Source organism: Rheinheimera sp. MM224 (genome assembly GCF_947090785.1).
In the GTDB taxonomy this organism is placed as follows: domain Bacteria; phylum Pseudomonadota; class Gammaproteobacteria; order Enterobacterales; family Alteromonadaceae; genus Pararheinheimera.
The window spans coordinates 1467069-1491004 of the sequence record NZ_OX352320.1; the positions used below are offsets into that span (position 1 = coordinate 1467069).

Genomic DNA, 23936 nt, shown 5'->3' on the forward strand with positions numbered 1-23936 from the left:
CGCCGGTTACTAACATCAATATCAGGGCCAAAGCCCAAAGGAATATGTTCATGCTGCACCTGCCTCTTGATCACGTTTATGCTCAATAGCTTTGTCTTCACCCAGCAACCGCCAGTCTGGCCAGTCACGCTTTTCATTCTTTACGAGTTTGGCTTGTAGCGTATCAACAACCTGTTCAGCTATTTCTTCGTCTGATACTCCATCCCTAATCGCGTGGCGCCATGCACCATCTAAAGCCAGCATCGCAACATCGATCCATTCGCTGAGGTCGTGTGGTTTTTCTGCCACTTCCTTCAGTTCCTTGGCTATGTGGTCAAGGATTCCACCTGTGCGAAGACCGGGGCCAAAAGCTTTTTGGCTGAAAGCTATTTGCCGGACTAAGTGAGCAATCAACGGGTAACCATCGTGGGATTCCAGTAACTGACTAATATCAGTCTTACCTGTCAATTCAGCAGCATACTTATCTGCAAAGTCCTGCCACTCAGCAAATTCAGGGTCGACATTGACTGTTGCCCAGCTAATAAACTCACTAACAGCCTTTGCCGACACTTGCGCATCGTGGGCGGCAAGGTCTTGTTCAGGAGAACTCCTTAAAACTGCCTCCATTTGGTAAACTGCCGCTGCTTGTCCCTCTGGAATGAGATCAATCACATTTACAGCATTGGTCATTGCTCCACGCATTACTTCGGCTTGAGCAGCTAAAGCATCCACCAGAGATTTAAGTTCCCGCACTTCAGCCTCTGATTTAAGTGCTCTTATGATTGCCAGCAGGTACATTTCACGTTGACTGCCGCTACCGAACTCTTGCTCAAGTTCTTTTTCGTAGATTTCAATGGATTGGCTCATGCTGCTTGCTCCTGAGGAAAAAACGATGCGATTAGTTCTTTTGCTTTGCCACGGTTTTGGCCGTTCTGGGAAATGTTCCGCTGAACGTCAAAGCATTGCAGTGTGGCGCCTGAATAAAGTGCCCGGGTTTCGGGCGTGTTGTGGTTGGATAAAACCACAGGGACCTTGCAGGCCATTGCCAGTTTTGCCAGCTGGTGTTGTTGAGCTAGCGAAAAACCACCGGCTGAATAGCTGGTAAAGTTTGCTGTGCTGGTAAGTGGCACGTAAGGCGGATCGCAGTACACAACGCAGTCACTGGGTAAGTTGGTGAATGCATCTTCAAAACTGCGGCATAGCACCTCAGCTCTGTCTAAGCGGCTTGCGAACGCAGCCAATTCAGCTTTAGGGAAGTAGGGCTCTTTGTATTTACCAAAAGACACATTGAACTTGCCGCTCTGGTTATAGCGGCACAGGCCGTTAAAGCAGAACCGGTTCAGATAAACAAACAGCAAGGCCTTTTCGTACTGATCCGCAGTCGAATTGAACAGAGCTCTAAGCAACCTGAATTGCTCGTCTGTGTTGTTCGCCGGCCCAAAGAACCCTGCAGCATCTGCAATAAAAGCTGCTGGTGCCTGTTTCAGTTGTGCGAATGTATTAATCAGGTCCGGGTTAATGTCACTCAGTATGTAGTGGTCATAATCTGTGTTTAAGAAAATCGAACCTGCTCCAACGAACGGTTCTACCAGGCACTGATCTTTTGGAAGAATAGCGCTGATCCTTGCTGCCAATTTTGCTTTGCCGCCTGCCCATTTCAGGAATGGGCGATTGATTACTGGTTGTGGTGCATTCACTTTGCCACCTCACTGACTTCAATAGGCCAGCCGACCCAACTTACACAATTACGTGATTCAACCAGGCGATCATTCGTTACTTTGCGGCTTACCATTTCTTCGGCGCAGTATTCCGCTCTGGTAGACACAGGGCGAGGGTAGACGGCAATCACTATTACCGCGGCGAATCCGGCAATGCCGATGGCAACCAATAGAACTGGGCGTTTCATGCTAAAACCTCGCCATATTTGCTTAGTAAAAATTCCACACATTCGCTTTCAATGGTTAATCGCTCACTTTCGCTTAGTGGCACTGGTGGTGTGACTTCATAGACAAAAACTGGCACGCCTTTGCTAAGCCAAAACTGTCTGGCGGACTCGTAAGCTTCTCTGGCTGCAGGGCTATCTATATGAAAGCTACGGTCATGCTTTTGCAGTCGACCTAGCTCTATTAGCTTGTACACTCGCTTGCGGCGTTGGGTTTCACTTAACCTGGTTGTGATATTGGCAAGCTCACCACCCCACATATAGGACGAGTAAAAGAAATGGCTGAAGCGCTCTCCTTTATCAGCGTCATTTACCGCATATCTTCCACCAACAAAATTAGTGATTACGCGCTTTGCCATCTGTTTTAACTGGTACAGCCATATCGATTGAATTAATTCGTCATCAGTCATTTTCATGCTGCCACCTCACCAGCTTTCAGCGTGTCGTACATGTGGATCGCATGCACAATGGCGTAGCAGCACCAGATATAGTGAAAGCGAAACTTGTCTAAGCCACCGTCCCAAAAGTCGACAAGCTCCATACCGCCAGCATCTGAGCTGTCCCAATCGTTTATGCGATATGCAACGTCATATTCACTTCTTTCGTAAGAGTTAATGAAGTCTTTCACGGCATCCGTTGCTTCTTCAATTCTCTGAGCTTCGCTTTCGTCTTGCGGGTCTAAACTCTCTACAAACTCAGCAAGGTATTCTTTAAGCCTTGTTTCGTATGCGTCGAAATCAGGCTCTGAGGTGATAGCGTTGGCGCCAGAATGACCAGCTCCTGCTTGAACCTTTTCTTCCCAGTAAGTCGGGTTTATTGAACCAGGCGTACCACGAAAAAATTCAAACATGTCGGTCAAACGGTAAAAAGTAAAACAACCCATATCGCCACTTATGCAAAGGTAACCAGGCCATGTTGTGATGTTGTAGTGCATGCTATTGGTGTTTGGCTTTGCTACCTTTAAATGACGATAAAGCCCATCATCTTTAAGAACCGTTAGTTGGTGCAGCTCTACATCTTTGGTAAAGCGCTCAAAAGTGCAACTGGTCATAAAATTAACCTCTGAACATTGTTAGTCTTTATCTCAACCAGCTGACCTTCGAGCCGGTAATCAAACTTGCGGTTTACTGTGACTGAGCTGATCCACGGATAACGGTCCAGAATCTTGCCCATCAGCCTGGTACTGTTCGATTGCTTGATATGGCCTGTGTAGCTGGCAACGACAGAGCGAATATGCCGGATATCTTCTGGCGTTGCGGTGATTACATCAGAGGTGACGAACTGATTTTCAAAGCTGGCCAGCGCCTCTTGGAAGTGAGTCACTACACGACGGCGTGTTTGTGTGTGGGTAGGTCTTAAGACATAACCCAGAAAGTCGATACCGTCTGAAAGTGGCCGCAGCTTAATATCCGGCTTCAGCTTGAGTTTTAACTTCTCAGCAATGAAGCGTTCTATTTCGGCCTGCCAGCGCTGCAGCTGGGCTTTGTCGTGATGGATAATCACAAAGTCATCCACGTAACGCAGATAGCGCTTGGCTTTTAAAGTGTGTTTAACGAATTGATCCAGCTCGTTCAAATAGACGTTTGCGAAGAACTGCGAACTCAGGTTGCCAATAGGTAGGCCGCAACCAGGTGCTGAGTTTTCAAGGCGCTTATGCATTGGCACTATGGCGCGCTCTGCATCTGAACACAGGTATCTAACACCTTGCTGTAGCGGGTGGTTTTTCAATAGGGCGTGAGTGGCATGCATCACCTGGTTGGATGCACCAGATTTCACCAGCTTCGTTTTTAACTGGGCCCACAGCGTAGGGCGATGGATTGAGTTAAAGAAGTTGTGAATATCCAGCTGCAGGTAAAATGCTTTAGGTACCTGCCGGATAAACTGCTGCAAACGCTCAACTGCTTTATGTGAGCCTTTACCTGTTTGGTTTGCATAGCTGTCGTAGATAAACGCCGGCTGCCAAAGTTTTTCCAGCTGTGGTACCAGCCAATGGTGCACAACACGGTCTGAAAAATCAGGCGCGTGTATTTCCCGGGCTTTTGGCCGGGCCGCAATAAAGCAGGTGCTTTGCTTTGGCTGCCATGAACAGTCGTTAATGCTGTGCTGCAATTCCAGTAAGCCACTTGACCAGCTGGTATCGAAATGGAGCTGGTTTGCGCTTGGTTTTTTGCCTTTACGGGCCTTTACCCAAGCGCTATAAATTTGCTGGAGAGAAACGACTTCATTACACTGACACTCACCGCCGCGAACCGCACGGACGCACGCGTTGTTGTTGATGTCGTTGTTGTTGACATTGCCGTTGTTGAAATTGACCACCCAGCGGGCAGACTTGTTACCGTTAGCTTGAAGCGTCATTGCACATCCCCTTGGGTAGCACAATGTTGCCGATGTTTTGGCCCCGATTGAGAGGCGTAACGGTCACTCAGTATCTGAGCACGCTCCTGCTGTGACACAGCAGAATTCTGGCCCTTATCATGCAATGCGCGTTTCCACCCACCAGCACAGCGGCCTAAATCATCAGCTGCACGAATAATCACTTCAAACTGATTGAAGCTTTTAAACGCATGCAGCTGCTTGGCCAGCTGTAAAACTACTTTCAGTTCGTCAATCACCCAAACTAGTTCGTTTACCCAGTGAATTTGACGGCTACGGTCACGCCAGGCGCGGTTGCATACCTGAACAACCAGCATCACTGCTGTTCTCAGGTTTGCTCCGATCGCATACTTGTTGTACTTGGCAAAACCCCTGACTGCGTTTTCAATAGCAACAGCCAGGCTTTCTGCCTTACGAGCAATTTCTGGTAATCCGTTTCTGTTAGCCGTCATAGCATTCACTCACAAATCAAAAAGACAAAAAGTTACTGACCGCCGCGAACCGCACGGACGCACGCGTAGTCGTAGACGTCGTAGCCGCCGACAAGGCCGCTGCTGAAACCGACCACCCAGCGGGCAGACTCTGGGCGTCTGGCCCATGGTGTACTTGTCCAGTAGCAGTCGCTTTCTGTATCTGGGAAAGCTTCTGTATCGATTGCTGGGTCGTATTTGGTGCGGTCAACAATGGTTTGCAGCTCGTCTACCGTAGGTAAACGCCAGCCTTCGCCTAAGGCCTCAACAGCCTTTACTGCATCTTCAAAAGTGACATCACTCGCCACTGTGTTTTGGCTCCACACCAGACCTGTTAAGGTGTCTGCTACTGTTTTGCCATCTTCGCTTTTAGTAAAACGTGACATTGGTTTTTCCTTCTGGGTTGGTTAAATCAAAAAACAGAAACTACTGACCGCCGCGAACCGCACGGACGCACGCGTAGTAGTTGATGCCGTTGCCGTAGACAACGCCGTCGCCGAAACCGACCACCCAGCGGGCAGACTCTGGACGCCATGCGCATGGAGTAGCAGTCCAGTACCAGGTGCTTTTAGTGTCTGGATACTTGTTGGTATCAATGCATGGGTCGTGGCGCTCTAAGTCGACCAGCGTTAGCAGTTCTTCGCGGGTTGGCAGGCGCCAGCCTTCGCCTAAATCGGCCACTGCCTTTTCGGCTTTTTCGAAGTTCACCTTCTCGCCGTCCAACAGTGTTTTGCTCCACTCAAGGCCTGTGGCTGGCTCAAGTACTGAAGCAGTGGCAGCGGGAGCGTCAGCAGCTGGAGAGCCGATAGCAGTTAAGTGGATGTTTAACGTTGCACCCTTTTCACATGTGATATGTAAATTCATAGTGTTGAACCTTTCAGTTGATAATCATTGCCCGGCACAAACTGCACATAACGCTGCACGGTTTTGCTGCGGCCTCTTTTGTCTTTCGATACGGCTGGTGCTTTGATAAACACAGCGCACCGGATGAAGCCCTGTTTCTCTGCCATGGCTATGTACTGTTCGCACGTAGTCGGCATGCTGTATTCGGGGCTGACGCGAATGGGGGGTAGACTCAAGCAATTTTGTTAAAAGCTCTGCTTCCACCACTTCAACAGCCGGAACCTTGGTTTTACCCTTTGTATCCTTCGCCTTTTTCTGCGCTTTACCGACAACAGCCAGAGCCTGCTTATGGGCTTTCTCTTTCACTTTTTTAGGGTCGATACCGAATACAGCGAACATGGTTAAAACTCCGTCGTAGTGGTGTTTTGTTGTGGAAGCCCGATACGTCGAACGCCATTTGCCACCAACCAGTTGATTGCTTTTGGTGAAGGCTTAAAGCATCCCTCGTGTACCAACAGCCAGCCGTTATCAGCCAGTTCGTTAATTTGGTAAACGGCCTGAGCATGACTGTGGAAAATCCCCAGGCGTTTAATGGCGCCGATACCAATCACGGTTTCAGTGTTAATGCAGTTCTGGTCTATCAGGTAAATGACAGTGCGTTGTTGCAGCGTCAGCTCTGAATCTGTCGACACAGCAAAAACCGAAGTAGGGCATATCTGTGCTGTCTGAACTGCGCTCATGCTGCTTCACCGTTAAATTGCTGCTTCGATACTTCAATGGCATGCATTAAGTCGCCAACAGTCAGGTCGTAAACCGCTACTCCGTTCGCCTCAATTTTCTCTGCTACTAAATCTGTGAAGCCTGCGCTGCAGTGAGGAACCGCGCCCATTTCAGCGCATACATGCAGCAGTGCCTCCATAACCATTGAATTGCTCATGCACCACCTCTTAAGAACTGGTGAACATTGGCCAGAGTGCTGGTGCGCAAAACAGTGCAATGCGTCATATCGTCGTTGATGTGCAAAGCAAAGCGGCCGTCTGTTCCAATCGTTCCCATGTGATCCATGTAGTTGGCCTGAAACTCTGGGCTTGGTAGTGCGCGTTTGATTTGGTTGAGCAGGCGCTGCTGCGTGGCCTTAACCTTCGGGTCTTGGCTCACATCAACATAGGTACTCATAAAGCAACGGAAGCGCAGGCTTAACAAATGCAGCTCTTCCATAGCGTGTTTGCGGCGGTGGGTGGTTTTTGTTAAGACTGACATAGCTGTCTCCTTATCGATAAAATATCTAATACGATACCAATATAGATAAAAATATCGAAAAAGCAACAATAAATATCGAAAAAGAAATTTAGGGGTTTACATGGCCAATTATTTAGCTATATTGGGTAGAAGTTGTTAAGTGAAGGTTGTTATAGGATTTTGTTTCACGAGGATTTGGAAAAATACCGGGTTTATTCTCTTATTAGTTGTGCCAAGTGATAAAAATATAAAGTTTTTTGACTGGTATTAATTTTACATTAGTGGAATTATTGCTCTAGTTCGTAACACTTGGTTCTAAATGGAGATAATCATGAACGGTATTGGCCTTAACGATTCGTTAGCGACAGCTGCTTATAGCTCACAACTAAGCTCTGTAAACAACGGTGTAGAAGTGAAATCAGCAGCTGAAGTGACAACTCAGACATCTAGCGTAGACAAAGTGACTCTGAGCCAAGAGGCTTTAAACTTATCTGCTACTTCAAATGAACCTACAGAGCCAGATGATGAGCCGGTAGCTGAAACTAATAACACAGGCATTGAGCCGCCAAAGGTGGCGCCTTTTAACACAGGTATAGAGCCACCAAAACCTAAATAGTCTATAGAGGGGTCAATATGTGGGGTGAAATTGAAAGTTTGCTGATGGCCATAAATAGCGTAACTTGGCTGTCTTATTTAGCGGCTTCCTTTGCGGCAGTATTTTTGGTTAGAGATCTGTCATTTAAAGCAACTCTAATTGCTTGGTCAGTCGCTGACTTAGTGAACTTAGTTTTCACCCCAATTCTTTTTAGCCTAAGCGAGGTTGATAGAGAGTTAGCCAGGCTAGTATGGTATCCAGCATTTTCAATGCTCAGCTTGTTAACTATTTTCTTCATCTATCAGGTCCATATAAAGGCATCAATCCAAGTATCTAGGTTTTCTAAACCGATAGTTTTATGGCTTTTGATGATGGTAGCGCTTAATGTTGTAAGGTTTTTCGATAGAGTAGTTTTTGAAACTAATTTCACCAGTGAGCTTTTTAAGTTTGGGCTATTAGCTGTTAAGGTTTGGGCTTCTGTGGCTGTATGGATTTATCTCTATCAGATGTGTAGTAGGTCAAGGAGGGCTGCATAAAATGGATATTTTAATAAGTGCATTTTTAATAGTGTTAGTACTTTTCTTTTCTGCTTATTTTGGTTTAGCTCTAATAAAATCAGAGAAAAACCTTAACGAAAGCCCTGAGCGGATCGCTGAAAAAAATATGGGCAATCGAGCTCATTACATGATTATCAAGTACTGCGAATTAATTACTTCACCTGACAGCATATCTAAGGCGATAGCATTAAAGAATTTTCAGGAAAACGCTCTGAAATATAGTGAAGACTATGAGCATTCAATTATGGAAGTAATATCTAGATCAGAGGAAGGCGCAAATAAAATACACTTGTTACGACCAGAAGCTGAGACCAATAAAGGTTAAGCAGATTTATCTGTACTCAGCTTTAAATTCGTTTTAACCACTTCGAAACCATAGTTTTTAAAAGTCAGAACAGCAAAATCAGTTATCGTTTCTAAAGACATATCAGATTTCAGGCTGCACCAACTCAATTCGTGCAGGTCTATAAGATACTTTGCCATAACGTTCTTAAGGTCTGCTGCGTCAATTTGCGCCTTAGGTTCTGACCCTGACTTAGCCAACAAATCAGGGTTTAGTAGGTCAGCAGCCGTTACCGACTTATATTCTTCGTATAAGTTTATGCCTTTCACCATTTCATCGAGTTTATCCATTCCCATGACTTGTCCGTTGTCGTGCCTGGTGAAAATGCTTTTATCGATTTTAATTCCATTTTCTTTGCACATCTCAGAAAAGTTGGACTTATTCTTTCCAACGCTTTCAAGTATTTGCAATACGTTAGTTATTACAACGTCCTGTACTCGCTTGTGCATAGTATTACCATCAGTGTTATTTACTGAATCCAAATATATATCTAAAAGGAAACAAGATAAACCTAAAAAGGCGAAAAAGTCATTTAAAATAGATGTTTTAAGAGGGTTTTAGGATATTAAGCTGATTCTGAGTGGTAATATTCTTTTAAAGGATAATTTGCGAATTAAGTAACCCTAATTCGCAACGGTGATTTAGTTATTTCAATTAATTAATCCCACAATCAGATAGTGCTTTTTGGAGGCTGCTGTTTAACTGAACTTCCCCAACTGTAGATTTAAGTCCTGGTAGGCCACCTGTTTGGTAAATCATATTTTTACCGCTAAGTAGTTCTTTCAATATCTGTTCAGCTTTACTATCAGTAGCGGCCGTAAATGTAGAAAGCATCTGAGCTGTATATTGCTGTTGGTTTTTAATCGTGCTTTCAACCATATCCTTAGTTTTCTGATCCATGTTTGCCGTTAAAGTGTTTACGTAATCCGGTGACATTGCACTTCCAATTGATTTGAGATCGGCGGGGGTCTCGCTCACTGTAATGTCCCATGCTTTATTCTGATCTATACGTATTTTCACATCACCAACAGGTATGGGAAACTTTCCACCACTTCGCAATCCGACCCTAAGCTGACCATCTTTTTTCTGAATGTATGGGTAGTAGTGATTTTGCCTTGTATATAGATAATCCCCGCCCCAGTATTCTGCTACTGAAACAAAGCACTCTACTTCATCGGTAAACCTATCTGCGGTTACTGAAGCTCTCCATGGCCCTGAATTATCAGTGCTTGAACACCCGGATATGAGCAGACCTAAAGCTATATAGATTAGTTTATTTACCTGCATTTTCAGCCCCTTTAACTGAACTTGTTAGTTGTTATAAATCCTAAATTACCTCAATAGGCGACAGCATTACAACTAGTCTGACTTCATAGCCTGTGTTGCGACCTAACCAGCCGAATGAAAAGTCTTAACCCTGCCTGCGTAATTATCTAAAAAGAGAATAAATGGATCTTAAAGTTGCTAATACGATATTTATCGTATATTTTTAGTCTGATTGTTTTCAGAGAGATATTTATATGACGGTTTCAGAATTAAGAGGTGTTTTGGCTTCCATGCTGCAAATCCGTGGAAAGCTCAGGAAAACGTGCGAGGAATTGAACGTTGATTATTTGAAGGTTTGGAAGTTCGCTAAGAACAAAACCAAAAAAATTGATCACGACTTGGCGCAGCGATTAATTAGCCACCTAAATCCAGAGATTGATACGAGAGGTGCTGCATGAATTCAACATCATCAGCAGCTGACTCACAATTAACGGACCTATCCGTACCTCTGCAAAGCTTCACGTTGGACGTTATTCAACAGTGCACTTGCCTTTGGTGCGGTAAGCCTGTACCGGAATCTACTTTGTTTTGCAGCAGCATCTGCAGGAACGAAAACACGCAGCAAGTTCGACTGAACGGTGGGTTTTGACCAGCATCGGTAAGCGCTTTTGTAAGAGTGTTTACCGATGCTGGTGCTGGGGGCTGATAGCAGATGCCTCAGCCAGTCAAACCTTCGGTGCTGCATCACAAGTCCATTAACCCTGATGGGTTTAACGGATTGTTAAACGGCTCGGCAGCTTGGGAAGACAAGCACGTTATTCGCCGCTAATCCGGCTAAGCGCACGGGGTTCATTAGATGGCCGACTTAACCGACTGGTAATGATGTAACCAGTCACTGGGAGGCACCCAGGGTGGCGAATAACAAACACTACAACAGGAACTGATCATGAGTACCTCAACACCGATATTAATGTCTGCTGATAATCCAACTGGCTGGAAGCTCGAAGAGTTGCTGGCTCAGGTTCGCAAGGAACTGCTGGTTAAAACAGAAAAGATCACTGGTGACGAAAGCACTGAGAGCATGAAAGTACAGTGCAACAACTTATCAATTCTGCGTCAGCTATTTAACGCTGAAGCTTTGCAGCGAGAAAGTATTGCTGTTCTAGAGGCCAAGTCCCCTGATCAAGGCCCAACAGGGCAGGCGCGTATTGGAGCAACAGCTCATGCAAACACGTAGAGCTATGCAGCGCCTATTCAGCCGCAAGTGCACCATGTTCTCTACCTGGTGTTCGTATTTGGTGTTTCTGTTCGGCTTTATGCCCATGTTCCCACCACAGTCGACACTGCTAGCTTGGCTGTTCATTGCCGCTACAGTTGTGCTTTTAGTCGTTACGGCTGCGTGGGCATACCTGCTGGAGCAAAACCTTCAATTACTCGAGGGTGAGAAGTGATGCTCAGCCACATCAGCCAGAACCTGCCTAGCATCGTCGGGCATGGTCCACAATTCAAACTCTTCAGACATAGCAAAGAGAATATCGGCCTGCGTCATGGCTTGAATTTGGCCGCGGGTCCAGTGGTGCTTTTGCATCAGGAAGTAATGCACGGCATCAAGGCCTGTGTGTTTTTCATAGCCTTGCTGTGCAGCCAGGTGGTCGCCAAAAATCGCCAGCGTATAGCCTATACGGGCTTCTTCCAGCACTTTGCGGTAAAGGTCAAGGTAATAGGGTTTGCGGTCCATAAGCGCCTCCAATCGTGGAATAGCTTTCTGTTTCTGAATAAAGAACATAGTTCACTTATGGGAGGTCTGCAATGAGTGAAAAAGTGAAGACAAATCCGATGTTTGATTCTGTTAACGCAAGCATTCGTAATTCCTGGGCGAGAACTATCCCACAAAACGCACACGGCATATCACGTACTATTGCTGATTTACCCGAGCGTATTAATGCGGCTATTCAAGTCGCTTTGGGTGGCCCAATGCTAACAGGCCACAGACCAAATCATTCCGTGATGTGGGATCTGCCTGCATATACTGGTTTTGAAGTGGCGCTGGAGTCTGCATTTCTGCTTAGCGATGTCCTTGGCGAAGTTTTAGGTTTGTTAAGTGAAACGCAGATTGATGAAATTAACGTGAAGTCTTTTACCAGGCGTTCAGAATATTTAGCGAATAAAAGGAAACTGATTAGCGCAGACCCGGAAGATTTTTATGATGAAAAAACTTTCTGCAAATTGGATATTCATACTGGCACAACCTTAAAGCGGTCGGTAGGGCAGTGCGTTCAATTTATGTTTGATCCTAGAACAGGAAAGCTGTTGCTGGTGTCGATACCTATTCTGTGTACTCAGGTTGCCTTTATTCAGGCCACTGAGGCTCAGATTGAAATATTTCAAAGAGATAGGGATTCTTTAAGGCTTAACTGCAGCTACAAAGATGCCGTATTTGCAATGCTGCTTACTTCGCTGGCTGATTTAAAAGTACTGCTGAAATCAGACGTAGTAGACGCCTATTTTGAAGCTTGCAGTGGAGGAGCTGATGAACAGGTTTAGTCTATTAGCCCATGCTGTTGTGCCAGCAGTATTGCTTCTTCTGCGTCCATTCCATCTGGACCCACGTTTAGCTGTGCCTGGTTGTTCTTATGCTGCACTGATATTACGTGATACCAGTTACCGTCAGAAGCCTCAATGGTATGTCCTGCATCAAGCTGCCTGGTTGAGCTATGTGTTTTTGGCTGCGGGTAGGCTGTTTTTATTACCTGCTTTAGCGTGTATGTGTAAACCATGGTTAATCCCTAATCCACATTCGATAGTTCTACTCATTCACTTCCACAAAAACAAAAGCCCTGCGCTAACAGGGCTTTCCAGAACACTAACCACTACGACGAGGTTTTAATGTCCATGCCGCAAAATGTAGCTGATTTAACTAAATATCGCAAGCAGAAGGAGCGTCCTGTGGTAGCTCAGATTGAAGACGGCTACACGATGATTTCTAACACCTTAATGGATGCAGCTGGCGCCACAGATTTGTCTGGCTCTGAGTTGAGTGTGTTGCTGTTGATAATTCGTCACACCTACGGCTTTAAACGCAAAGTATGGGGCCTGACAAACACCTATCTTGCAGCCAAATCTGTCTACTGCGTTAAGTCGATTAGTAAGGCTAAGAAGTCGTTGATCGACAGAAACATGATATGGGAAGACGAACAGGGTTTAGTTGGTCCTAATCCAGTGATCAGTGATTGGGTGATGACTGACGGCAAGTCAGAAAAAAGAGCAAAAGCAGCAAATTCGATGCGGGAACAATTGCTCCAGCAGGTGGAACAAATGCTCCAGTCAGATGGAACAAATGCTCCAGTTGACGGGAACAATTGCTCCAGCAGTAAAGAAAGAACTAAAGAAAGAACTAAAGAAATAGATCTACCTTCGTCGCCGCAAGCGGACGACGAGACGATCACTAAGCCAAATGCTGTTATTCAGAAAGGGAAGAACTGGGGTGCTCAGATAGATCTGGATGTGGTTAATCAGATGGAATCAGTTTTAGCAGTATGGCAAGGGGAGGATTACAGACCCCCAAAACCAGCAGCTCTGGCAAAGAAATGTAATGACGTTCGAATGATGCGCACTGCTGATGACCGCAAGCCAGAGCACATCCTAACGCTTTTCAAAATCGCCCAGGCTGATCAGTTCTGGCGGAAAAACTGTATGGCCCCAAGTTCCGTTCGTCGGCATTGGGCAACGCTATGTGATATCCGGAATAAGCTCAAAGAATCCATGCAGAAACCCCAACCAAAGACCATTGGCGCAGATGGTCAGGTAAGAACTGCTGGAGATTGGGATAAGCACATCCAACAGAACTGCGTTCCTCAGTTTAACGAAAAAGGGGAGCTGATAACTCATGCGTAACTCACAGCAATACACCGCTACAATCAGCGCTAAAGTGCAGCAGATCATGAAAGAACGTGGTTTAAAACCTGCTTTTTCCCCGGATCAATATCTGGAATTTCAGCGCAAGGAACAGGCTGCAGCCACTGAGGTGGTTATGGCGAAGCAACGCCAGCAACGAATTGAAAACCTGCTGAAGCGTGATGGCATTCGTCCACTTCACCAGCAATGCAGCTTAGGTAATTTTGAAGTGAAGATACCAGCGCAGCAGCAGGCTGTTTACTCATGTAATGCCTACCTGCAGGAATTCCACAGGCGCGATGGTGTTCGTCATATGGTTTTTTGTGGTGAAACCGGCACTGGGAAAAACCACTTAGCATCAGCTGTATGCAAAGAAATAATCGCACGAGGTTTATCTGCAGCTGTGATTAGCGTTGCTGAATACCAGGCAAAGCTTCGGGCAACAATGAACAAGAACGCTAAACAAACCGAGGAGCAGATCCTTGAGGAATTTACACAGCTTGATTTGTTGGTTTTGGATGAAGTGGATTTAGGTTCAAAAAGTGCTTTTGCAGAAGGTGCGCTGAACTTACTTCTGGACAAGCGGATCACCAACTTAGGCCGCACCATTTTAATCTCTAACCTCAATACAGCAGAGCTACATGACGTGCTGCAGGCTCGGATTTACGACCGTATTTTTCAAAGTTGCTTTGTTGTGAATTTTAACTGGCCATCACACAGAACAGGACTTAACCACTCTGCTGGTCGCGGCCAAAACGGGCCAGTATGATGTTTGTGAATTTGGCTGCTGATCCGGCTCTGGCTGAAGCAGAGGCAGTAAATAAGGTTGCATGCCTTTGGCTCCATAGCTGGCGAAACAACCTCATGACAAAGCCTGAAATAGACCGAAAGTTGGCAGCAATGCCAGAACCAGAGCGCGGGCGGATGGTTGAAGCGTTAAACCGGAATAAAAAGCTGTTTAAGCAGGGGGTCTGATGCAGTCGTTATCTGTCGTTATATCTGATGCTGCTATCACCCGGTATGCAGCTGATGCTGATGTAGGCGAACTGCGTGATCAGCGTCACCCTTTGGCGTTTCGTTTTCACAAAAGCCGTCAGAAGGGCACATGGTATTTAGTCCGCTATGAGAAGCGTACGAAAAGACGCCACCGCCTTGGCTACTGGCCAACGCTGAGAACGAAAGATGCAGTGGCTATGGTGCCGGATACCCTTCAAAGAATTAACCGCTCTGAAGTTGTTTCCGCTGATAAGTTCGACACAGTAGGGGAGCTTTTAGCCTGGTACCGCGACAGATGCCAGGCTGAGAAGTTTAAAGCGCTAAGCCGGAAGAGAGCCATTAAAAGCCACATGGACTGTCATCTGATCCCGAAGCTTGGCAGCATCCGGTTGTGTGAACTGGATAAAAAACTGATTGATGAAAAACTGTTTTTACCACTGCAGGCTGAAGCGTTAAAAGCGTCGACGATTAAGCATATGTTCTACACGTTAAAGCCGGCCTTTAAACGTGCTGCGGATCTTGGATATATCACCAGAAACCCGATGTTAGGCATTGTATTTGGTGAGCATGTGACAAAACGCATCAAGCCAAAAGAGGCAAAGCTGCATGTGTCTGACAGAGACCTGGTGATAGAGCAGCTGTTTAATCAGCCTAACCCTTTACGCATGTTCTTGCTGTTTATGATCATGTTTGGTACCCGCATTGGTGAAACCAGAAACCTCCAGTGGTCGCATATTCAACTTAAAGAACGCCGCATCGTCATTCCTGCTGAGCTAACCAAAACCGAAGATAGCCACGTGCTGCCAATTACTGAAGCAGTGTTTGAGCTGCTGAGTGAGTACCAGCAGCACTTTGGCAGCCGCTCAGGAAACCTGTTTGAGCATAAAGGTTATCCACTGACTGCAGGTCAGGCTCAGAGGTGGGTAAGGCAAGCAGGCAAGGGTAAATGGAGCGCTCACGATTTGCGTAAATTCGCCAGAAGCAGCTGGGCAGAGCTCGGCATTGATTACTGGGTAGGCGAGCGTTTACTGAACCACAAACCAAAGGGTCTGGATGCTGTGTACATAAAAGCAGGTGCTATCGATGTGAAGTTGGCTGCGCTGAATATGTATCACAACTGGCTTCTTTCATGTAGGCCAAGCACAGGCATTGACGCTCAGAGCAAAGCAGCTTAATGCGATATGCAGCAAGGCTTGCAGCGCGATTAAGAATTGTAATACATGAACATTACTAATTAGGAAAAGGGGTAAGTCATGTTGGTAGTTGGGATTGATCCGGACAGTAAGAAGCATGGGGTTGCATGGGTATGTAACGGCAAGATAGTTGATCTTATGAGCATGACGACTGCCGCATTGGTTCAACGGTTATCCATGGAGGCCACCCAGCACCAGCTACTGATTAAACTGGAAGATATCAATGCCTTTAAGCCGGTTATTCAAAGGCCTGGGCAAAACCGCAATCAGATGCTGAGGATTGCTCAGAACATTGGTGCTGCCAAGTTGGCTGCAGTTCAAGTATATGAGGCATTAACTGAAGCAGGTCTCATTGTGAATATGGTTAATCCATTGGTTAAAGCAATGAGTGGTAAGGCTTATAAAGCACCTCAGTTTAATCGCTACACAGGCTGGGTTGGCACCAGTAACGCTGATACACGCGATGCTGCAATGATTGCTTTGAATGGTAAAGCTAAAGGCCGTGGACAGTTTGAATATTGTGGTGTTCAACCATGCAGCTCTTAGTGCTGTTCGTAGTTACTTTCTTTAATGTTTTCCTGCTTGGTTTAAGCAGTCAGATAGTTCGCGATCAACAGGTGGCAAAAGCCTTTGTGATCAGTTGGGGTATTACTTTATGCCAGTTTGTATTTAGCAGGGTTTCAGCAAACACCACTGATCCTGTGCTGGCGTTTATATGCAGTGGGTTTGGTGGTTCTATTGGCATTGTTGCCAGTATTTATGCTTACAAATGGTTCATTAATTTGCGGAGTAAATAGCTATGATAAGTCCAGAACGTTTATACGCCAGCCAAGCCGCAAAGAGCATAAGTGCTGAACCTCGTTCACCAGGTATGGTTTCAACCACTCAGGAAGAGAAGCTATTCATCATAGGTCAGGTACAGCGTTGCCAGCCCGTTGGTAGTGCAATACTGGATGCACAGATAGCCGGTGATACTGTTGCCCGGGCAAAGGTTGTGGCGGCTGTCTATGAGTGCTTGTTGAAGTCTGGTATGTCCGACGCTACTTCGTTCGCATTAGCTGAGGTTGCTGCTCGTGAGGTAATTGATAGCCCTGCTTGCAAATGCTGTAAAGGTGTTGGCAGTATCGATAAAAGCAAACTGCTGCTTAAGAACCAGGTGGAGCAAAGAAAGTTAAAAGAAGAGATTCAAGGCCATCGATGGAATGTCTCTCCGTTTGCTCATACTAATGATGGATCTCCTGAAACTGGCATGCTGATGGTTACAGAAGCCAACCTTAGCAAATTAGAAAAAGATGCTTCCGATTTAAAGGAAAGCATGGCTTCAGGTGACATCATTAGCGATTGCCCTAGATGCAATGGTGTAGGCCGACAGATATCATCTAAGAACAGTGTCCACCATCAGCTGACAGAGTTGCTGCCAAGCAACGAACAGGTTTCATACAACACCTTCGTCAAGCGTCAATACGACAGTTATATGGATGTCGTCGACTCACTTCATCAGCATGCTTCCAAAGCAGCTGATGCCGCAAAGCATATCACCGACCAGTTATAAATTTACACGTTCCACTATAGGTAGTGGGGGGGCTTTAAAAAGGCGTATGGACGTCTAAACGGAAACCGCGCCCCTCCACACGCACAGAAAATATCCCTAAACAGGAAATTGTTAACCCTTAACATCAGCTGTTTTAGCCTTCAATTTGACAGTTGAAAACTTTTAGGGTACTTTTTCCCATAGTCGCAGAGTTATGCCTGTTGACAGAAACCCGCTCACAAGGCGGGTTTTTTGTTGCCTTGAATAAATTCTGCCCCTAAAGCCCCAAGCATTTGCCTGGGGCTTTTTCATTTAATTAACTAAATAGGTAAGTAAACATGTTCACACTCAGATTTTTTAAAGACCCGTTTGAAAACGGGGCACTAAGCAACACCGTTGTATGTGCCAAAAGCTATCAAAACTACACGCGTCCAGACGGTAGTCATGAAGTGGTTTTATTCGAATCAATGGTGCAAGTAGATGGTGTTGCCTACAACGTGTCCAAAGATGAAAAGGACTTTCAGCACTGTTACGTTGAAAATTCGGAAGGCAAGACTATCGATCACATTAAGCACACAAGTCATGGTGTAGCTCTGGCGGCCAGCTAGATTATGAAAAACCTGAAAGGAGCGTTGCTGGCACTGGGTTTGTCAGCTGCCGCTGCTTTTTCTGGTTACTTTTTGATTGCCCCTTCTGAGGGAGGGCCTGAGGAAGGGCAACACAGTACAGTTTATTTGGATCCTGCAAATATACCTACCAGTTGCTTTGGACACACGGGGTCGGAAGTAAAATTAGGTCAAACCTATTCATATCAGCAATGTCTGCACAAACTTGCGATTGATATTGCTGAAGCAGAGCGTCAAATGCTTTCTGTAGTAAAAGTGCCACTATCCGATGGCGAACATGCTGCATATACCAGTTTTATCTATAACGTTGGCTATGGACGTAAAGATGGTATTCGTCCTGGGCGTGATGGCTTTGCTGTTCTTCGAAATGGCAAACCTTCAACAATACTCACTTATCTCAATGCTGGCATGAGGCATCAAGCATGCGATCAGCTACTGGCATGGATCAAGATAAACGGAAAGGTTTCTAACGGTCTACGCACACGCCGTGCAAAAGAGCGAACTGTGTGCCTCAGGGATTTACAGCCATGAAAATTAGTTTAACTGGTTCGTTATTAGGCATTGCCGCTCTGGCTTTAGTTGGTTTAGGTGCTGCTGTTGCCGTTCTGGATTCAGAATTAACGGCACAAAGCGCAGTTGTAGATAAACAGGTTATTCAGTTGGCCAACTATAAGTTGGAAGTGAAGGGCCTGATTTCTGATGTTGATTTTCTGAATGGTCAGGTTTCTGGGCTGAAAGGCGAAGCTGAATTTGTAGCCGGCTTAAATGCCGGGCACGAACAAGAAAGCCAGTTCTTGGTGGGTGAACAGCAAGACTGGCAAACGAACTCGAACAAACTGCAGGTATCACCCGATGAAATTACACGAACTTGGGCTAGTACTTCTTTGCCTCCTGATGCTTTGCAACTGCTCCACACCGCCAGTCGAAGTTCGTACGGTGACAGTGACAAAAACAGTCACGCTTTTACCGCCAGCGAATTTCCTCAGCTCGGGCTGCCCAACTCGGCCCTTTAGTGGTTCAACTAATCTTGACCATCATCGGTATACGCTGCAGCTGATCACTGATTTAAAACTATGCAACTCGGATGTGCAGCGATACCGCCTGTGGCGGGAGGCTCAAGCCAATGAACGCGATAAGTAAGGCAATTATGGACAAGTCAACCACACTGGCCAGTTACGTTTCGTCCATTTCAACAGCCATTGGTGGACTTCTTTCATTAAACAATATTGCGTTACTGATTGGTATTGTTGTGACACTTGGATTAGGCATTGTTCAATACCAGGTGTGGAATCAGCGCAAGAAGAATGAAGCAGAGAAAAAGCGGCAGGATGATGAATATCATGCGGCTAGAATGAGTGTTTTCAAACCAAATTCTCCAGTTTAAGGCCACGCTGAGAAGCGTCGCTTGCCCGGCAGGATGCTGGGCACCTATTCAAAGGTCATTTATGAAAACTATGCCTCACATCCATACACCAGATGATGGTAGAGGTCGTAGAAAAATTTTCGTAAATGGCAACCTGATAGAAAAAGTCTTTTATGCAGATAGCCAGCTTGGAATAGTCAAATTTTTCCCTTCTCCAATTCGGAAGCATCGCAATAAAGATGAAGCTTACAGCAGAAAGCTGAAAGGAAAAGTAACGGTAGAGTACTTAAAGGATTGTCATGATTAAGTTCAGTTGCTCTGGCTGTGATCAAAGACGCAAGTGGTTAGCTAAGTGGAGCAAAATAGCGTATGAACGAACCAGAAAAGCCTTTATTAGTAATAAAGTTAAACCAGCCGTTAAGTCCAGATCGGATGGCGTCGATTAAGAACCATGTCCAAACCCTCACTGGCTTTCCTTGCCTTATAGTTGATGCTGATACGGTGGTCGAATTACACCACCCAACGATGCAGCCACTGATAGACGCTATCAGTAAGCAGACTGATGCGATCAACAAATTGGCTGACAGCAATATGGCTATTGTTGATGAAATTGCCGGAATGAACGATGCAGACGGTTTAGCTGAGCCGGCTTCCCTTGATGGCTAAATTAAAAATGCTGCAGCCGCGGCTTTCTTCTTCTGCGGCAAAGGTTATTAAAACCACAACTACAAAAGACAACCGCATTACAGGCCGTCGCCTGCAAAACCGCAGATTTAACATGTGGAAGAAAGATCCGCACTGCGCTTTGTGCGGTCGCCTGGTTGATTATCCATCCGGTTTTGAATTGGATCATAAAGTGCCACTGGTATTAGGTGGCGAAGATTTGGAGCAAAACTGCCAAATATTATGCTGTGGCGGCAAGGATACCTGTCACGAACAAAAAACAAAGCAAGATTTGAAGGATGCTGGCATAACAAAGAATTAGGTGATCTATGGCATTAACAGACAAAAAGCGAAAATTCGCTGATGCCATATTGTCAGGTAAATTCGACTCTAATCACAAAGGCGCTGCAATACTCGCTGGCTACAGCGAAAAAACTGCAGTGTCAGCTGCCAGCAGGCTAATGAAAGATCCTGACGTGCTGGCTCATATATCTCGTAAAAAGATAGTTGAAGCAGCAAAACAGCAAGCAGTTGAGTCTGGAATACCTTTAAACCTTCCAGATTTAAGCAGAATGTTCAGCGACCCGAAGGACTTCCTAAAAGCTGTGATGAACGACCCGGGCGAACATATCAGTATGCGTGTCGATGCAGCTAAAACCTTAATGCCCTACGTGCATGGGAAAGTTGCTGATAAAGGTGTTAAGGCTAGTAAAGATGATGCTGCTAAAAAAGCGGTTAGCAGATTCTCTCCGGTTCGACCGCCTTTAAAAGTTGTTAAATAATGGTCGATTGGTCAACTTCATGCCCTGATTGGGCAGAAAAGCTTAAACGAAAGCACTCGATCATACCTCCACCCATATTTAAGGATGAAGGCGAAGCTGCTCTTCAAATATTCAAAGAACTCAGAATACCGGATTTACCTGGTAAACCAACATTTGGCGAATGTAGTGAGCAATGGGTTTTCGATTTTGTGCTTGCTATTTTCGGTGCATATGACGCTGAGTCCGGCAATCAGCTGATCAGAGAGTTTTTCCTTCTCATATCGAAGAAAAACACAAAATCAACCGTTGCCGCAGCTGTGATGCTAACAGCGCTCATCTTGTGCTGGCGTGAAGAAGAAGAGCATTTAATCATTGCTCCGACAAAGGAAATTGCTGACAACAGCTTTAAGCCAGCTGCTGCAATGATCCGAGCTGATCAAGAGTTAACCGATATATTCAACGTGCAGGACCATATAAGGACCATCACGCATCGGGTTTACAAAAACACTTTGAAAGTTGTGGCGGCTGATACAGATACGGTTTCCGGTAAAAAGGCTGGCCGCATCCTGATTGACGAGCTTTGGCTGTTTGGAAGCAAAGCAAATGCTGAATCTATGTTAATGGAAGCTACAGGTGGCCAGGTATCACGTGATGAAGGTTTCATCATCTATCTGACAACGCAAAGTGATAAACCGCCAGCTGGCGTATTTAAAGACAGGCTGAAGTATTTCAGGGATGTCCGTGACGGTTTGATCATAGACAAGAAGTCATTGCCTGTGATTTACGAATTTCCTGATGATATGGTCGAAGCTGAAGCTTATCTTCAGCCTGAAAATTTCTACATTACCAACCCAAATTTAGGCCGTTCTGTATCGAAAGAATGGATTAAAGACGAGCTGATCAAGAAGCAGCAAAAAGATGATGGAACGCTGCAGGTGTTCTTGGCCAAGCATCTTAATGTCGAAATCGGCCTGAATTTACGTACAGATCGCTGGGCTGGCTCCGAGTTTTGGCAGGAGTCAGTGGAACCATGCACTCTTGCTGATTTAATTAGTCGTTCTGAAGTTATTGATCTCGGTATAGATGGCGGCGGGTTGGACGACTTATTAGGTGCTTATGCAATAGGTCGCTGTAAAGAAACTCAGAATAAGCTGGGTTGGGGGTATGCATGGGCCCACCCTTCAGTTTTAGAGCGCCGAAAAGAAATTGCACCCACTCTCAAGGATTTTGCAAAAGCAAAAGACCTCACACTAGTGAAGAGGGTTGGTGACGATATCGAAGAGCTGGCGGACATAGCTGAGCAAATCTATGCGTCCGGTTTACTTGATAAAATAGGGGTTGACCCTGCTGGCCTCGGTTCAATACTGGATAAGTTAGAAGAACGCGGCATACCTCAGGATAAAATCATTGGCATTAGCCAGGGTTGGAAGCTTGGGTCAGCGATTAAAACAGCTGAGCGCTGGTTAGCTGACGGCTCCTTTAAACCAGCGAATCAACCGCTAATGGCTTGGTGTGTTAGTAACGCCAGAATAGAGCCAAGGGCCAACTCAATACTTATTACAAAACAAGCTTCTGGATCAGCAAAAATTGACCCATTGATGGCAATGTTTAATGCCGTAACACTGATGGCTTTGAATCCAAAATCTGCAACACAGAAATTTCAGATGTTTGTGCTTGGCTAATACCCAGTTTGAATGACAACCCGCTTCGGCGGGTTTTTGTTTCAGGAGAAACAACATGAATACGCTTAAAGAACTTGCTGAAAAGACTGATTTTGTTCACAGCGTTATCACCATCAAAGAAATCAGTGACGAAAAGCGCGAGTTCTTCGGTATTGCCACAACTCCAGCCACGGACCGGATGAATGATATTGTTGATCCTATGGGCGTTTATACATTGCCTGTCAGTTTGCTTTGGCACCACAGACGCTTTGAACCTGTAGGTATTGTTCTTACCGCTAAGGCTACAAAAAACGGCATCGAAATCAAAGGCAGCATACCGATGATCGAGAAGCCAGCAGCGTTGGCCGCTCGCTTAGAAGAAGCCTGGCAGTCTATTAAGCATAAACTCGTCAGAGGCCTGTCTATTGGATTCCGGCCTATTGAATACAGTTTCCTCGACAATGGCGGCATCCACTTTCATAAGTGGGAATGGCTTGAACTCTCACTCGTGACTATTGCAGCGAATGCAGAAGCCACTATTACCTCAATTAAAGTGTGGCAGATAGCCCTAATCTGTATTGTGATGAATCAGATAGTAGTTTTGCAGCTTCGCCTTTGCCGCTCTTGGTACCGGTCCGCAACTCCTGAATTTCGTCGTACACAACGGTTTTAAAGTAAGTGGGTTTGCATGACGACAGCAGCTGGCACGGTACCAGCTTCGAGCAGCAAGCCAGCTGTCGTGTAGGTTTTACCAAGGCCAACATCATCACCCAGCAAAAGAGCTAACCGCGCCAGCGTTAAATCTATAGCTTGGCCCTGATACTGCCGGATCTGTTGCCCTTCTTTTAAACCATGGCGATCCGCAGGCTTATAATCCGGCCGCAGTATCACTTCCATTCGAGCCTGAGTATTTTCGAAACTAATCCGGCCATTGTTCAGAGTTATGTTATCGCTGCATGACATCTGCATAGGGTAGCGCTGCTGGAACCACGACAGATCAGCGCAGTGTGCTGAGTCGTTAGGAAAGGTGAATTCGCCTGACTGCCACTTCGGGATCCGTGGGAATAAATGCTTTAGTCTTATTGCTACATGAGGCGGAATGGCTGTCATGATCCATTTGTTATCCACCAAGCTTAACTTACCGTAAGTTTTTATCATAACCAGCCGGCTCCCATCGATGATACAAACGCTGGCTTACCTTCAATAGATGCAGGCAATTGCATAGCTGTTGCGGTAAGCAGTACTACAGCGTCCACAGATTCATGTTTTGCATAGCGCTCAAGTTGGCGGTATATCCGCATGCGCTGAGCTTTTGCCTTCAGCTCTAAAGCAACGTTGCAGCCGTCAATAGTTAAGTAAAAATCAACGATATCGCTTTCAGACAGGCGTTTTTCACGAACGAATGAATAGCCACTTTCAGTAAGTGCGTTTTCTAACTGGCCCTGAGCTTTCTTCTCTACAGTTGCATCCAGCCTTTGGTTTGAAAGCCAGACCAGCAAAACAGAAACTGGGGTTGTTTTTTCCAAGCTCATGCTGCACCCCACGGGAAAAGCCGGAACACAAAAAAGGCAGATCCAGCACTGATGGCTATCACTCCGTAAAACGTCCAGCGTTCAATGCTGCTCAGAAAGCGCTTGCTTT

The 23936-nt window shown here is 45.8% G+C and carries 41 protein-coding genes; 23 read left to right on the forward strand and 18 right to left on the reverse strand.

From position 1 onward, the window contains the following. Positions 1 to 48 precede the first annotated feature (48 nt). The 13 genes from OM978_RS06875 to OM978_RS06935 are packed head-to-tail and all read right to left on the reverse strand — an operon-like array spanning position 49 to position 6867. Positions 49 to 846 carry a DUF550 domain-containing protein gene (locus OM978_RS06875; RefSeq protein ID WP_264346141.1) on the reverse strand — a complete coding sequence of 266 codons (798 nt, stop codon included), beginning with the start codon at positions 844 to 846 and terminating at the stop codon, positions 49 to 51. Further along, positions 843 to 1676, reverse strand: a complete 834-nt coding sequence (locus OM978_RS06880; protein ID WP_264346142.1) for a Dam family site-specific DNA-(adenine-N6)-methyltransferase — start codon at positions 1674 to 1676, stop codon at positions 843 to 845. The genes OM978_RS06875 and OM978_RS06880 overlap by 4 nt, the downstream gene beginning before the upstream one ends. Beyond that, positions 1673 to 1885, reverse strand: coding sequence for a hypothetical protein (locus OM978_RS06885; RefSeq protein WP_264346143.1), 213 nt, complete (start codon positions 1883 to 1885; stop codon positions 1673 to 1675). Before OM978_RS06885 ends, OM978_RS06880 begins: the two co-directional genes overlap by 4 nt. After that, positions 1882 to 2337 carry a hypothetical protein gene (locus OM978_RS06890; RefSeq protein WP_264346144.1) on the reverse strand — a complete coding sequence of 152 codons (456 nt, stop codon included), beginning with the start codon at positions 2335 to 2337 and terminating at the stop codon, positions 1882 to 1884. The genes OM978_RS06885 and OM978_RS06890 overlap by 4 nt, the downstream gene beginning before the upstream one ends. Next, entirely contained in the window at positions 2334 to 2972 is a 639-nt protein-coding gene (locus OM978_RS06895; protein ID WP_264346145.1) for a hypothetical protein, read from the reverse strand. Before OM978_RS06895 ends, OM978_RS06890 begins: the two co-directional genes overlap by 4 nt. After that, entirely contained in the window at positions 2969 to 4276 is a 1308-nt protein-coding gene (locus tag OM978_RS06900) for an RNA-directed DNA polymerase (protein ID WP_264346146.1), read from the reverse strand. The genes OM978_RS06895 and OM978_RS06900 overlap by 4 nt, the downstream gene beginning before the upstream one ends. Beyond that, on the reverse strand, positions 4273 to 4746 hold the full coding sequence (locus tag OM978_RS06905; RefSeq protein WP_264346147.1) for a four helix bundle protein: 474 nt from the start codon (positions 4744 to 4746) through the stop codon (positions 4273 to 4275). The genes OM978_RS06900 and OM978_RS06905 overlap by 4 nt, the downstream gene beginning before the upstream one ends. Before the next feature lie 32 nt (positions 4747 to 4778). Beyond that, positions 4779 to 5150 (reverse strand): DUF1566 domain-containing protein, encoded by a 372-nt coding sequence (locus tag OM978_RS06910; RefSeq protein WP_264346148.1) that lies wholly within the window; start codon positions 5148 to 5150, stop codon positions 4779 to 4781. Positions 5151 to 5190: 40 nt separating this feature from the next. Further along, on the reverse strand, positions 5191 to 5628 hold the full coding sequence (locus tag OM978_RS06915) for a DUF1566 domain-containing protein (RefSeq protein WP_264346149.1): 438 nt from the start codon (positions 5626 to 5628) through the stop codon (positions 5191 to 5193). Between the two features lie 24 nt (positions 5629 to 5652). After that, positions 5653 to 6006 (reverse strand): hypothetical protein, encoded by a 354-nt coding sequence (locus tag OM978_RS06920; RefSeq protein WP_264346150.1) that lies wholly within the window; start codon positions 6004 to 6006, stop codon positions 5653 to 5655. A 2-nt stretch (positions 6007 to 6008) separates the two neighbouring features. Beyond that, the gene (locus OM978_RS06925) at positions 6009 to 6347 is read right to left on the reverse strand and encodes a hypothetical protein (protein WP_264346151.1); all 339 of its coding nucleotides are present in this window, start codon (positions 6345 to 6347) and stop codon (positions 6009 to 6011) included. Further along, complete coding sequence (locus tag OM978_RS06930; RefSeq protein WP_264346152.1) at positions 6344 to 6544, reverse strand: hypothetical protein; 201 nt, start codon at positions 6542 to 6544, stop codon at positions 6344 to 6346. Before OM978_RS06930 ends, OM978_RS06925 begins: the two co-directional genes overlap by 4 nt. Then, positions 6541 to 6867 (reverse strand): hypothetical protein, encoded by a 327-nt coding sequence (locus OM978_RS06935; protein ID WP_264346153.1) that lies wholly within the window; start codon positions 6865 to 6867, stop codon positions 6541 to 6543. Before OM978_RS06935 ends, OM978_RS06930 begins: the two co-directional genes overlap by 4 nt. Positions 6868 to 7177: 310 nt before the next feature. Between OM978_RS06935 and OM978_RS06940 the strand changes: the two genes are divergently transcribed. From OM978_RS06940 to OM978_RS06950, 3 genes are read left to right on the forward strand one after another with little or no spacing between them, the layout of a single operon-like run. Continuing rightward, complete coding sequence (locus OM978_RS06940; protein WP_264346154.1) at positions 7178 to 7462, forward strand: hypothetical protein; 285 nt, start codon at positions 7178 to 7180, stop codon at positions 7460 to 7462. Between the two features lie 17 nt (positions 7463 to 7479). Continuing rightward, entirely contained in the window at positions 7480 to 7977 is a 498-nt protein-coding gene (locus OM978_RS06945) for a hypothetical protein (RefSeq protein WP_264346155.1), read from the forward strand. A gap of 1 nt (position 7978) precedes the next feature. Continuing rightward, a complete protein-coding gene (locus OM978_RS06950) occupies positions 7979 to 8323 on the forward strand; it encodes a hypothetical protein (RefSeq protein WP_264346156.1) in 345 nt (114 codons plus the stop codon). Here OM978_RS06950 and OM978_RS06955 read toward each other — a convergent pair. Together OM978_RS06955 and OM978_RS06960 are read right to left on the reverse strand one after the other, a co-directional pair. Further along, positions 8320 to 8790, reverse strand: a complete 471-nt coding sequence (locus OM978_RS06955; RefSeq protein ID WP_264346157.1) for a hypothetical protein — start codon at positions 8788 to 8790, stop codon at positions 8320 to 8322. The genes OM978_RS06950 and OM978_RS06955 overlap by 4 nt on opposite strands. A 205-nt stretch (positions 8791 to 8995) precedes the next feature. After that, positions 8996 to 9628: a hypothetical protein gene (locus OM978_RS06960; protein ID WP_264346158.1), complete on the reverse strand. Its 633-nt coding sequence runs from the start codon at positions 9626 to 9628 to the stop codon at positions 8996 to 8998. A gap of 233 nt (positions 9629 to 9861) precedes the next feature. Between OM978_RS06960 and OM978_RS06965 the strand changes: the two genes are divergently transcribed. Together OM978_RS06965 and OM978_RS06970 are read left to right on the forward strand one after the other, a co-directional pair. Beyond that, positions 9862 to 10065, forward strand: a complete 204-nt coding sequence (locus OM978_RS06965; RefSeq protein WP_264346159.1) for a hypothetical protein — start codon at positions 9862 to 9864, stop codon at positions 10063 to 10065. Between the two features lie 488 nt (positions 10066 to 10553). Then, positions 10554 to 10844 carry a hypothetical protein gene (locus OM978_RS06970; protein ID WP_264346160.1) on the forward strand — a complete coding sequence of 97 codons (291 nt, stop codon included), beginning with the start codon at positions 10554 to 10556 and terminating at the stop codon, positions 10842 to 10844. Positions 10845 to 11033: 189 nt separating this feature from the next. Here OM978_RS06970 and OM978_RS06975 read toward each other — a convergent pair whose 3' ends face one another. Further along, positions 11034 to 11345, reverse strand: coding sequence for a hypothetical protein (locus OM978_RS06975; protein WP_264346161.1), 312 nt, complete (start codon positions 11343 to 11345; stop codon positions 11034 to 11036). A gap of 71 nt (positions 11346 to 11416) precedes the next feature. On the opposite strand from OM978_RS06975, the gene OM978_RS06980 reads away from it, so the two are divergent. The 18 genes from OM978_RS06980 (at position 11417) to OM978_RS07065 (ending at position 22968) form a co-directional block, all read left to right on the forward strand. After that, complete coding sequence (locus tag OM978_RS06980) at positions 11417 to 12151, forward strand: hypothetical protein (RefSeq protein ID WP_264346162.1); 735 nt, start codon at positions 11417 to 11419, stop codon at positions 12149 to 12151. Beyond that, entirely contained in the window at positions 12138 to 12494 is a 357-nt protein-coding gene (locus OM978_RS06985; protein ID WP_264346163.1) for a hypothetical protein, read from the forward strand. Before OM978_RS06980 ends, OM978_RS06985 begins: the two co-directional genes overlap by 14 nt. Then, complete coding sequence (locus OM978_RS06990) at positions 12494 to 13501, forward strand: replication protein (RefSeq protein ID WP_264346164.1); 1008 nt, start codon at positions 12494 to 12496, stop codon at positions 13499 to 13501. Before OM978_RS06985 ends, OM978_RS06990 begins: the two co-directional genes overlap by 1 nt. Beyond that, entirely contained in the window at positions 13494 to 14270 is a 777-nt protein-coding gene (locus OM978_RS06995) for an ATP-binding protein (RefSeq protein WP_264346165.1), read from the forward strand. Before OM978_RS06990 ends, OM978_RS06995 begins: the two co-directional genes overlap by 8 nt. 205 nt (positions 14271 to 14475) lie before the next feature. Then, positions 14476 to 15672 carry a tyrosine-type recombinase/integrase gene (locus tag OM978_RS07000; protein WP_264346166.1) on the forward strand — a complete coding sequence of 399 codons (1197 nt, stop codon included), beginning with the start codon at positions 14476 to 14478 and terminating at the stop codon, positions 15670 to 15672. 78 nt (positions 15673 to 15750) lie between these two features. Beyond that, positions 15751 to 16236: a hypothetical protein gene (locus OM978_RS07005; protein WP_264346167.1), complete on the forward strand. Its 486-nt coding sequence runs from the start codon at positions 15751 to 15753 to the stop codon at positions 16234 to 16236. After that, positions 16224 to 16487, forward strand: coding sequence for a hypothetical protein (locus OM978_RS07010; protein WP_264346168.1), 264 nt, complete (start codon positions 16224 to 16226; stop codon positions 16485 to 16487). The genes OM978_RS07005 and OM978_RS07010 overlap by 13 nt, the downstream gene beginning before the upstream one ends. A 2-nt stretch (positions 16488 to 16489) precedes the next feature. Then, positions 16490 to 17242 (forward strand): hypothetical protein, encoded by a 753-nt coding sequence (locus OM978_RS07015; protein WP_264346169.1) that lies wholly within the window; start codon positions 16490 to 16492, stop codon positions 17240 to 17242. Positions 17243 to 17559: 317 nt separating this feature from the next. Next, complete coding sequence (locus OM978_RS07020) at positions 17560 to 17829, forward strand: hypothetical protein (protein WP_264346170.1); 270 nt, start codon at positions 17560 to 17562, stop codon at positions 17827 to 17829. A 3-nt stretch (positions 17830 to 17832) separates the two neighbouring features. Continuing rightward, complete coding sequence (locus tag OM978_RS07025; RefSeq protein WP_264346171.1) at positions 17833 to 18378, forward strand: lysozyme; 546 nt, start codon at positions 17833 to 17835, stop codon at positions 18376 to 18378. Beyond that, the gene (locus OM978_RS07030) at positions 18375 to 18860 is read left to right on the forward strand and encodes a hypothetical protein (protein ID WP_264346172.1); all 486 of its coding nucleotides are present in this window, start codon (positions 18375 to 18377) and stop codon (positions 18858 to 18860) included. The genes OM978_RS07025 and OM978_RS07030 overlap by 4 nt, the downstream gene beginning before the upstream one ends. 110 nt (positions 18861 to 18970) lie before the next feature. Beyond that, the gene (locus OM978_RS07035; RefSeq protein ID WP_264346173.1) at positions 18971 to 19231 is read left to right on the forward strand and encodes a phage holin family protein; all 261 of its coding nucleotides are present in this window, start codon (positions 18971 to 18973) and stop codon (positions 19229 to 19231) included. 61 nt (positions 19232 to 19292) lie between these two features. Continuing rightward, positions 19293 to 19517, forward strand: coding sequence for a hypothetical protein (locus OM978_RS07040; protein ID WP_264346174.1), 225 nt, complete (start codon positions 19293 to 19295; stop codon positions 19515 to 19517). Between the two features lie 62 nt (positions 19518 to 19579). Further along, positions 19580 to 19876: a hypothetical protein gene (locus OM978_RS07045; RefSeq protein ID WP_264346175.1), complete on the forward strand. Its 297-nt coding sequence runs from the start codon at positions 19580 to 19582 to the stop codon at positions 19874 to 19876. Then, positions 19869 to 20195, forward strand: a complete 327-nt coding sequence (locus tag OM978_RS07050; RefSeq protein WP_264346176.1) for an HNH endonuclease signature motif containing protein — start codon at positions 19869 to 19871, stop codon at positions 20193 to 20195. Before OM978_RS07045 ends, OM978_RS07050 begins: the two co-directional genes overlap by 8 nt. Positions 20196 to 20202: 7 nt before the next feature. Further along, the gene (locus OM978_RS07055) at positions 20203 to 20655 is read left to right on the forward strand and encodes a terminase small subunit (protein ID WP_264346177.1); all 453 of its coding nucleotides are present in this window, start codon (positions 20203 to 20205) and stop codon (positions 20653 to 20655) included. Then, the gene (locus tag OM978_RS07060; protein ID WP_264346178.1) at positions 20655 to 22316 is read left to right on the forward strand and encodes a terminase large subunit; all 1662 of its coding nucleotides are present in this window, start codon (positions 20655 to 20657) and stop codon (positions 22314 to 22316) included. The genes OM978_RS07055 and OM978_RS07060 overlap by 1 nt, the downstream gene beginning before the upstream one ends. A gap of 55 nt (positions 22317 to 22371) precedes the next feature. Further along, positions 22372 to 22968 (forward strand): HK97 family phage prohead protease, encoded by a 597-nt coding sequence (locus OM978_RS07065; RefSeq protein WP_264346179.1) that lies wholly within the window; start codon positions 22372 to 22374, stop codon positions 22966 to 22968. Here OM978_RS07065 and OM978_RS07070 read toward each other — a convergent pair. After that, positions 22965 to 23453, reverse strand: coding sequence for a hypothetical protein (locus OM978_RS07070; RefSeq protein WP_264346180.1), 489 nt, complete (start codon positions 23451 to 23453; stop codon positions 22965 to 22967). The genes OM978_RS07065 and OM978_RS07070 overlap by 4 nt on opposite strands. Next, entirely contained in the window at positions 23450 to 23827 is a 378-nt protein-coding gene (locus OM978_RS07075; protein ID WP_264346140.1) for a hypothetical protein, read from the reverse strand. Before OM978_RS07075 ends, OM978_RS07070 begins: the two co-directional genes overlap by 4 nt. Positions 23828 to 23936: the final 109 nt, after the last annotated feature.

What these genes read in the sequence shown, in the direction of transcription:
- OM978_RS06980 (WP_264346162.1), top strand. Translation starts at nt 11,417, where the DNA reads ATGAGTGAAAAAGTGAAGACAAATCCGATGTTTGATTCTGTTAACGCA.
- OM978_RS07035 (WP_264346173.1), top strand. Translation starts at nt 18,971, where the DNA reads ATGAACGCGATAAGTAAGGCAATTATGGACAAGTCAACCACACTGGCC.
- OM978_RS07065 (WP_264346179.1), top strand. Translation starts at nt 22,372, where the DNA reads ATGAATACGCTTAAAGAACTTGCTGAAAAGACTGATTTTGTTCACAGC.
- OM978_RS06955 (WP_264346157.1), bottom strand. Translation starts at nt 8,790, where the DNA reads ATGCACAAGCGAGTACAGGACGTTGTAATAACTAACGTATTGCAAATA.
- OM978_RS07020 (WP_264346170.1), top strand. Translation starts at nt 17,560, where the DNA reads ATGTTCACACTCAGATTTTTTAAAGACCCGTTTGAAAACGGGGCACTA.
- OM978_RS06940 (WP_264346154.1), top strand. Translation starts at nt 7,178, where the DNA reads ATGAACGGTATTGGCCTTAACGATTCGTTAGCGACAGCTGCTTATAGC.
- OM978_RS06925 (WP_264346151.1), bottom strand. Translation starts at nt 6,347, where the DNA reads ATGAGCGCAGTTCAGACAGCACAGATATGCCCTACTTCGGTTTTTGCT.
- OM978_RS06905 (WP_264346147.1), bottom strand. Translation starts at nt 4,746, where the DNA reads ATGACGGCTAACAGAAACGGATTACCAGAAATTGCTCGTAAGGCAGAA.
- OM978_RS06950 (WP_264346156.1), top strand. Translation starts at nt 7,979, where the DNA reads ATGGATATTTTAATAAGTGCATTTTTAATAGTGTTAGTACTTTTCTTT.
- OM978_RS07060 (WP_264346178.1), top strand. Translation starts at nt 20,655, where the DNA reads ATGGTCGATTGGTCAACTTCATGCCCTGATTGGGCAGAAAAGCTTAAA.
- OM978_RS06965 (WP_264346159.1), top strand. Translation starts at nt 9,862, where the DNA reads ATGACGGTTTCAGAATTAAGAGGTGTTTTGGCTTCCATGCTGCAAATC.
- OM978_RS06910 (WP_264346148.1), bottom strand. Translation starts at nt 5,150, where the DNA reads ATGTCACGTTTTACTAAAAGCGAAGATGGCAAAACAGTAGCAGACACC.
- OM978_RS06985 (WP_264346163.1), top strand. Translation starts at nt 12,138, where the DNA reads ATGAACAGGTTTAGTCTATTAGCCCATGCTGTTGTGCCAGCAGTATTG.
- OM978_RS06975 (WP_264346161.1), bottom strand. Translation starts at nt 11,345, where the DNA reads ATGGACCGCAAACCCTATTACCTTGACCTTTACCGCAAAGTGCTGGAA.
- OM978_RS07025 (WP_264346171.1), top strand. Translation starts at nt 17,833, where the DNA reads ATGAAAAACCTGAAAGGAGCGTTGCTGGCACTGGGTTTGTCAGCTGCC.
- OM978_RS06890 (WP_264346144.1), bottom strand. Translation starts at nt 2,337, where the DNA reads ATGAAAATGACTGATGACGAATTAATTCAATCGATATGGCTGTACCAG.
- OM978_RS07050 (WP_264346176.1), top strand. Translation starts at nt 19,869, where the DNA reads ATGGCTAAATTAAAAATGCTGCAGCCGCGGCTTTCTTCTTCTGCGGCA.
- OM978_RS06915 (WP_264346149.1), bottom strand. Translation starts at nt 5,628, where the DNA reads ATGAATTTACATATCACATGTGAAAAGGGTGCAACGTTAAACATCCAC.
- OM978_RS06960 (WP_264346158.1), bottom strand. Translation starts at nt 9,628, where the DNA reads ATGCAGGTAAATAAACTAATCTATATAGCTTTAGGTCTGCTCATATCC.
- OM978_RS06885 (WP_264346143.1), bottom strand. Translation starts at nt 1,885, where the DNA reads ATGAAACGCCCAGTTCTATTGGTTGCCATCGGCATTGCCGGATTCGCC.
- OM978_RS06990 (WP_264346164.1), top strand. Translation starts at nt 12,494, where the DNA reads ATGTCCATGCCGCAAAATGTAGCTGATTTAACTAAATATCGCAAGCAG.
- OM978_RS06935 (WP_264346153.1), bottom strand. Translation starts at nt 6,867, where the DNA reads ATGTCAGTCTTAACAAAAACCACCCACCGCCGCAAACACGCTATGGAA.
- OM978_RS06875 (WP_264346141.1), bottom strand. Translation starts at nt 846, where the DNA reads ATGAGCCAATCCATTGAAATCTACGAAAAAGAACTTGAGCAAGAGTTC.
- OM978_RS07040 (WP_264346174.1), top strand. Translation starts at nt 19,293, where the DNA reads ATGAAAACTATGCCTCACATCCATACACCAGATGATGGTAGAGGTCGT.
- OM978_RS06920 (WP_264346150.1), bottom strand. Translation starts at nt 6,006, where the DNA reads ATGTTCGCTGTATTCGGTATCGACCCTAAAAAAGTGAAAGAGAAAGCC.
- OM978_RS07010 (WP_264346168.1), top strand. Translation starts at nt 16,224, where the DNA reads ATGCAGCTCTTAGTGCTGTTCGTAGTTACTTTCTTTAATGTTTTCCTG.
- OM978_RS06930 (WP_264346152.1), bottom strand. Translation starts at nt 6,544, where the DNA reads ATGAGCAATTCAATGGTTATGGAGGCACTGCTGCATGTATGCGCTGAA.
- OM978_RS07000 (WP_264346166.1), top strand. Translation starts at nt 14,476, where the DNA reads ATGCAGTCGTTATCTGTCGTTATATCTGATGCTGCTATCACCCGGTAT.
- OM978_RS06945 (WP_264346155.1), top strand. Translation starts at nt 7,480, where the DNA reads ATGTGGGGTGAAATTGAAAGTTTGCTGATGGCCATAAATAGCGTAACT.
- OM978_RS07055 (WP_264346177.1), top strand. Translation starts at nt 20,203, where the DNA reads ATGGCATTAACAGACAAAAAGCGAAAATTCGCTGATGCCATATTGTCA.
- OM978_RS07045 (WP_264346175.1), top strand. Translation starts at nt 19,580, where the DNA reads ATGAACGAACCAGAAAAGCCTTTATTAGTAATAAAGTTAAACCAGCCG.
- OM978_RS07070 (WP_264346180.1), bottom strand. Translation starts at nt 23,453, where the DNA reads ATGATAAAAACTTACGGTAAGTTAAGCTTGGTGGATAACAAATGGATC.
- OM978_RS06970 (WP_264346160.1), top strand. Translation starts at nt 10,554, where the DNA reads ATGAGTACCTCAACACCGATATTAATGTCTGCTGATAATCCAACTGGC.
- OM978_RS07075 (WP_264346140.1), bottom strand. Translation starts at nt 23,827, where the DNA reads ATGAGCTTGGAAAAAACAACCCCAGTTTCTGTTTTGCTGGTCTGGCTT.
- OM978_RS07005 (WP_264346167.1), top strand. Translation starts at nt 15,751, where the DNA reads ATGTTGGTAGTTGGGATTGATCCGGACAGTAAGAAGCATGGGGTTGCA.
- OM978_RS06900 (WP_264346146.1), bottom strand. Translation starts at nt 4,276, where the DNA reads ATGACGCTTCAAGCTAACGGTAACAAGTCTGCCCGCTGGGTGGTCAAT.
- OM978_RS07030 (WP_264346172.1), top strand. Translation starts at nt 18,375, where the DNA reads ATGAAAATTAGTTTAACTGGTTCGTTATTAGGCATTGCCGCTCTGGCT.
- OM978_RS06895 (WP_264346145.1), bottom strand. Translation starts at nt 2,972, where the DNA reads ATGACCAGTTGCACTTTTGAGCGCTTTACCAAAGATGTAGAGCTGCAC.
- OM978_RS07015 (WP_264346169.1), top strand. Translation starts at nt 16,490, where the DNA reads ATGATAAGTCCAGAACGTTTATACGCCAGCCAAGCCGCAAAGAGCATA.
- OM978_RS06995 (WP_264346165.1), top strand. Translation starts at nt 13,494, where the DNA reads ATGCGTAACTCACAGCAATACACCGCTACAATCAGCGCTAAAGTGCAG.